Source organism: Paraburkholderia sp. Tr-20389 (assembly GCF_017104565.1).
In the GTDB taxonomy this organism is placed as follows: Bacteria; Pseudomonadota; Gammaproteobacteria; order Burkholderiales; family Burkholderiaceae; genus Paraburkholderia.
Genome location: NZ_JAAGPD010000096.1, coordinates 1 through 6,414 on the forward strand (window position 1 = coordinate 1; position 6,414 = coordinate 6,414).

The 6,414-nt window shown below is 62.3% G+C and carries 4 protein-coding genes; 2 read left to right on the plus strand and 2 right to left on the minus strand.

What is annotated here, in order from left to right; genetic code table 11:
• Positions 1-162: 162 nt before the first annotated feature.
• Both G3N95_RS40160 and uvrA read right to left on the minus strand, forming a co-directional pair.
• Positions 163-1,248 (minus strand): AI-2E family transporter, encoded by a 1,086-nt coding sequence (locus G3N95_RS40160; RefSeq protein WP_205975615.1) that lies wholly within the window; start codon positions 1,246-1,248, stop codon positions 163-165.
• A 21-nt stretch (positions 1,249-1,269) separates the two neighbouring features.
• Positions 1,270-4,368: an excinuclease ABC subunit UvrA gene (uvrA, locus tag G3N95_RS40165; RefSeq protein WP_205975616.1), complete on the minus strand. Its 3,099-nt coding sequence runs from the start codon at positions 4,366-4,368 to the stop codon at positions 1,270-1,272.
• Between the two features lie 282 nt (positions 4,369-4,650).
• On the opposite strand from uvrA, the gene G3N95_RS40170 reads away from it, so the two are divergent.
• Together G3N95_RS40170 and ssb are read left to right on the plus strand one after the other, a co-directional pair.
• Complete coding sequence (locus G3N95_RS40170; RefSeq protein WP_205975617.1) at positions 4,651-5,838, plus strand: MFS transporter; 1,188 nt, start codon at positions 4,651-4,653, stop codon at positions 5,836-5,838.
• A 125-nt stretch (positions 5,839-5,963) separates the two neighbouring features.
• Positions 5,964-6,414 (plus strand): single-stranded DNA-binding protein (gene ssb / locus G3N95_RS40175; protein ID WP_205975618.1); only part of this gene is annotated, 451 nt, incomplete at its 3' end.

The window sequence follows — 6,414 nt, forward strand, 5'->3', positions numbered from 1 at the left end:
TTCAACAAGCAGGCGCAGATCATCGACCAGCATGGCGATGAAAGTTAACATCGCCGCGTCCCGTTTACAACCGGTTTGCGCCAAAAACAAAATGCCGTTCAGTCGCTTAACTGAACGGCATTAGGCCTCGCGGTCGCCCTTTTTGCTTCAGAAGAACCCGCGTTACACCAGCCGCAGATAGATCAGCTCGCGCTTGATGTACGCATAGAAGATCGGCGCGGCGATCACGCCCGGAATGCCGAACGCGGCTTCCATCACGAGCATCGCGATCAGCAGTTCCCAGGCGCGCGCCTCGATCTGTCCGCCGATGATGCGCGCATTCAGGAAGTACTCGAGCTTGTGGATCAGGATCAGGAAGATGAGCGCTGTCACGGCAGCCGGAAAGCTCACCGACAGCGCGACGGCCACGATCAGCGTGTTCGAGATCAGATTGCCGATCACGGGCAGCAGGCCGACGATGAACGTGATGATCACGAGCGTCTTCGCCATCGGCAGTGGCGAGTGAAAGAGCGGCAACAGCAGCAACAGGAAGATGCCTGTGAACACCGTGTTGATCGCCGAAATCTTCACTTGCGCGAACACAATGCGGCGGAACGCGTCGGCGAAACGGCTGACGCGCGCGATGAACGCCGTCGACAGCGGCAGCCGCTGCATATGCCGTTGCGCGCCGACCGCGATGATCGCGCCGATGATCATGCCGATCAGCACATGCGTGAAGATGCGCGCCGCGTTCTTGCCGCCCTGCGACAGCGTGCTCGCGTGCGTCTGCATCAGCACGGCGGCCTTCTCTTTCATCTGTTCGGTGGAAACGGGCAGGTTCTGCGCGATGAATTCGGGCAGACGGCCGCGCGCCTGATCGATCAGCGACATCGCCTGGTCGAGTAGCTTCTGCACACTCGGCACGTCCTTCTCGAAGTGCTCGATGACGGCAATGGTGAAGCCCGTCAGCGTGCCGACGATCACGGCGGAGAGGATCACCACGGCGAGCCAGCGCGCGCGCCCGCTCGACATGTGCTTTTCGATGCGCGGCGCGAGCGTATGCACGAGATGAAACACGAGCATGCCGGCGAGCAGCGCGCCCAGTAGCTTCAGTTCGAGCACCGCCCACATCGCGAGCAATGCGACGATGTAGCTGCCAATTTCGACCGCCGACAGTTTCGGCAGGCTCATGTCGCTGGTCAGCCTGACCGGGCGAGGGCGCAGATCCTGCACCTGCCCGTCCTCGCGGGCCTGATTACGCTTGGCCATGGCTATCTATAGTCTCCAACCTCAGGTTTTGACGCTCGGCTTGCGGGCCTTCGCGGTTTTTGCTGCCGCTTTGGCCGTGCCTGCCGCTGGCTTCGCTGTTGATTTCGAAGCCGGTTTGGGTGCATCGGCGGCGACGGCCTTTTTCGGCCTTGCCGCTTTTACGGCTGGATTTGCGGATTCTGCAGTTTCGGCATCGCCGACGGTTGCTTCAGCTTCTTCCTCGTCCGTTTCGCCTTCATGAAATGCCGCGCCGGCCGCTTTGTCGCGTTGCAAAAGCGGCGCGAGATAGCGACCGGTAAAACTTGCCTTCGACTTCGACACCTGTTCCGGCGTGCCTTGCGCGATGATCTGGCCGCCGCCGGCGCCGCCTTCGGGACCGAGATCGATCACCCAGTCGGCAGTTTTTATCACATCGAGATTATGCTCGATGATGACCACGGTATTTCCTTGATCGCGCAACCGATGAATCACTTCGAGCAGCAGCGCGATATCGTGGAAATGCAGACCCGTGGTCGGCTCGTCAAGGATATAAAGCGTGCGACCCGTATCGCGCTTGCTCAGTTCCAGCGAGAGCTTCACGCGCTGCGCCTCGCCGCCCGACAGGGTGGTCGCCGACTGGCCGAGCCGGATATAGCCGAGACCGACGTCGAGCAGGGTCTTCAGCTTGCGCGCGACGACGGGCACTGCCTTGAAAAAGTCATACGCGTGCTCGACCGTCATCTCCAGCACTTCGCTGATGTTCTGGCCTTTGTAGAGAATATCGAGCGTTTCGCGGTTGTACCGTTTGCCGTGACACACATCGCACGGCACGTACACGTCCGGCAGGAAGTGCATCTCGACCTTCAGCACGCCGTCGCCCTGACATGCCTCGCAGCGTCCGCCCTTCACGTTGAACGAGAAGCGGCCCGGATCGTAGCCGCGTTCCTTCGCGGCGGGCACGCCCGCGAACAGTTCGCGGATCGGCGTGAAGACGCCCGTGTAGGTGGCGGGATTCGAGCGCGGCGTGCGGCCGATCGGCGACTGGTCGACGTTGATCACCTTGTCGAAGTGTTCGAGCCCTTCGATGGCCTCGAACGGCGACGGCTCCGTCGACGAGCCGTACAAATGCTGCGCGACGGCGTGATAGAGCGTGTCGTTGATCAGCGTCGATTTGCCCGAACCGGACACGCCCGTCACGCAGGTCAGCAGACCGACGGGCAGATCGAGTGTCACGCGCTTCAGGTTGTTGCCGTATGCCTCGATGATGCGGAGATGGCGCTCGTCGGCCTGTTTGCGGTCGTCGGGGAATTCGATGCGGCGTGCGCCCGCGAGATACTGGCCCGTCATGGACGCCGGGTCCGCCTGCACTTCGTCGGGCGTGCCTTCGGCGATCACCATGCCGCCGTGCTCGCCCGCGCCCGGTCCCATGTCGACGACGTAGTCGGCCATGCGGATCATGTCCTCGTCGTGTTCGACGACGATCACCGAATTGCCGAGATCGCGCAGATGCTTGAGCGTCGAAATGAGGCGGTCGTTGTCGCGCTGATGCAGACCGATGGACGGTTCGTCGAGCACGTACATCACACCCGTCAGCCCCGAGCCGATCTGCGACGCGAGCCGGATGCGTTGCGCTTCGCCGCCGGACAGCGTTTCGGCGCTGCGCTCCAGCGACAGGTAATCGAGCCCGACGTTGTTCAGGAACATCAGACGCGCGACGATTTCCTTGATGACCTTGTCGGCGATTTCGCGCTTGGCGCCTTCGAGACGCAGCGTCTGGAAGTAGCCGAGCGTGTCGCGCAGCGGCCAGCCGCTCACTTCGTAGATGCCGCGCGCGTCCTTGTCCGCGCCGATGCGCACGAAGCGGGCTTCGCGGCGCAGGCGCGTGCCTTCGCACGACGGACAAGCCTGGTTGTTCTGATACTTCGCGAGTTCTTCGCGCACCGCGACCGAATCGGTCTCGCGATAGCGGCGTTCCAGATTCGGAATGATCCCTTCGAACACATGCTCGCGCACCGACGTGCGGCCGCGCTCATTGATGTACGAGAACGGCACCGTCTGCTTGCCCGACCCGTACAGCAGGATATTGCGCACCTTTTCGGGGAGGTCTTCGAACGCGGTGTCGATGTCGAATTCGTAGAACGCCGCGAGGCTTTGCAGCATCTGGAAGTAAAACTGGTTGCGCCGGTCCCAGCCCTTCACGGCGCCCGCCGCGAGCGACAGCGACGGATGCGCGACCACCCGCTTCGGATCGAAGAACGTGATCTGGCCGAGGCCGTCGCATTCCGGGCACGCGCCCATCGGGTTGTTGAACGAGAAAAGGCGCGGTTCCAGTTCCTGCAGCGAGTACGAGCAGATCGGGCACGCGAACTTCGAGCTGAACAGATGCTCTTTGTCGGTGTCCATTTCGAGCGCGATGGCTCGGCCGTCGGCCAGACGCAGCGCGGTTTCGAACGATTCGGCGAGGCGCTGCTTCGCGTCCGCGCGCACCTTCAGCCGGTCGACGACCACGTCGATCGTATGCTTGTCGTTCTTTTTCAACTGCGGCAGCGAGTCGACCTCGTAGATTTTCGCCACGCCTTCGTTCGCCGTGCCACCGCCCGAGCGCACGCGGAAACGGATGAAGCCTTGCGCCTGCATGTCCTCGAACAGCTCGGTGTGCTCGCCCTTGCGGTTGGCGACGACGGGCGCGAGGATCATCAGCCTCGTGTCTTCGGGCAGCGCGAGCGCGGCGTCCACCATCTGCGACACGCTTTGGGCCTCGAGCGGAATTTCGTGATCCGGGCAGTAAGGCGTGCCGACACGTGCGTAAAGTAGTCGCAGGTAGTCGTGGATTTCGGTGACCGTGCCGACCGTCGAGCGCGGGTTGTGCGAGGTCGCTTTCTGCTCGATCGAAATGGCGGGCGACAGACCTTCGATCAGGTCGACGTCCGGCTTTTCCATCAGCTGCAGAAATTGCCGGGCGTACGCCGACAGGCTCTCCACATAGCGGCGCTGGCCTTCCGCGTAGAGCGTGTCGAAGGCGAGCGACGATTTGCCCGAGCCGGACAGTCCAGTAATCACGACCAGCTTGTGACGCGGCAAGTCGAGATTGACGTTCTTCAGGTTGTGGGTCCGAGCCCCACGGATACGGATTTGTTCCATGAACCGGCGGGAAGAGGAGAAGGCTAAACCTGCTACTATAACGACTTTTCCAGACCGCCGTTACGGCTTCCTGACAGTGCGCAAACGGCGTGCTGACAGGGACGAAAGCGTCGTTTTTTTGCGGTTCAGCGTTGCGGGAATGGCTCACAGGTAAGGGCGATTTCCGCCTTCTGCAAGACAGCCGGCATCCGTTGCAAGCCTGGCCAGCGTCGGGATGCTGCGCGTGGGTTGTTTATGCGGGCCTTCACCGGTCGCTGCCCGTTCATTCGAAAATCGTTCCCGATGTCCAATCCGTCCGCCACTTCTTCACGCATGAGCGCGCCTGAACTGCGCGCGACCGTGTCGCTCGCTGCGATCTTCGCGCTGCGCATGCTGGGTCTCTTCATGATCATGCCCGTCTTCTCGATCTACGCGAAGACGATTCCGGGCGGCGACAACGTGCTGCTGGTCGGCATCGCGCTCGGTGCGTACGGCGTGACGCAATCGCTGCTGTACATTTTCTACGGCTGGATTTCCGACAAGGTCGGCCGCAAGCCTGTCATCGCGACGGGTCTGCTGATCTTCGCGCTCGGCAGCTTCGTCGCCGCGTTCGCGCACGACATGACGTGGATCATCGTCGGCCGCGTGATACAGGGGATGGGCGCCGTGTCGTCGGCGGTGATCGCGTTCATCGCGGACCTGACGGCCGAGGAGCACCGCACGAAGGCAATGGCGATGGTGGGCGGCTCGATCGGCGTATCGTTCGCCGTGGCGATCGTCGGCGCGCCGATCGTGTTCCACTGGCTCGGCATGAGCGGTCTGTTCGCGCTGGTCGGCATCTTCTCGATCCTGGCCATCGGCGTGGTGCTGTGGATCGTGCCCGATGCGCCGAAGCCCGTTCACGTGCCCGCGCCGTTTCACGAAGTGCTGCACAACAAGGAACTGCTGCGCCTGAACTTTGGCGTGCTGGTGCTGCATGCCACGCAAACCGCGTTGTTTCTCGTCGTGCCACGCATTCTCGAAGCGGGCGGTCTGCCCGTCGCGTCACACTGGAAAATTTACCTGCCCGTGATGGGCCTCGCGTTCGTGATGATGGTGCCCGCCATCATCGCCGCGGAAAAGCGCGGCAAGATGAAGGCCGTGCTGCTGAGTGCGATTGGTCTTATCCTGATCGGACAGTTACTGCTCGGCGTCGCACCGCATACCATTCTGTCCGTGGCCGCGATCCTGTTCGTCTACTTCCTGGGCTTCAATATCCTGGAAGCGTCGCAGCCTTCGCTGGTGTCGAAGCTGGCACCCGGCACCCGCAAGGGCGCGGCAGCCGGCGTGTACAACACCACGCAGTCGATCGGGCTTGCAATGGGCGGCGTGATCGGCGGCTGGCTGCTGAAGGTCGACGGTCAGAGCGCGGTTTTCTTTGCATGCTCGGGGCTGGTCGCATGCTGGCTTATAATCGCCGCCAGCATGAAACAGCCGCCGCGCAAGGCATAAGGTTTTAGGGCTCGAATTTACAGGCGGCGGGTTACGGGGCGCGCTTTCCGGTCACTCAGAAGCGGCCGTGGCGCAGACAGCCAACCAGTGCCGCGTCGCCGGAACGGAATCAACAGGAGAAACTCATGGCATCCGTGAACAAGGTCATTCTCGTCGGCAATCTGGGCGCCGATCCGGAAGTTCGTTATCTTCCGAGCGGCGACGCGGTGGCGAACATCCGCCTTGCCACGACCGATCGCTACAAGGACAAGCAGTCGGGCGAATTCAAGGAAATGACGGAATGGCATCGCATTTCGTTCTTCGGGCGCCTCGCTGAAATCGTGTCGGAATACCTGAAGAAGGGCTCGTCGGTGTATATCGAAGGGCGCATCCGCACGCGTAAATATCAAGCACAAGACGGCACCGATCGTTACGCGACGGAAATCGTCGCTGACCAGATGCAGATGCTCGGCGGCCGCGGTGGTGCAGGCGGCGGCGGTGGTGGCGACGACGGCGGCTACAGCCGCGGCGAGTCGATGGAGCGCGGCGGTGGCCGCATGTCGGGCGGTGGCGGTGGCCGTGTCGCGGGCGGTGGTG

Coding starts and splice junctions, on each gene's coding strand:
- G3N95_RS40160 (WP_205975615.1), bottom strand. CDS start 1,248: ATGGCCAAGCGTAATCAGGCCCGCGAGGACGGGCAGGTGCAGGATCTG.
- uvrA (WP_205975616.1), bottom strand. CDS start 4,368: ATGGAACAAATCCGTATCCGTGGGGCTCGGACCCACAACCTGAAGAAC.
- G3N95_RS40170 (WP_205975617.1), top strand. CDS start 4,651: ATGTCCAATCCGTCCGCCACTTCTTCACGCATGAGCGCGCCTGAACTG.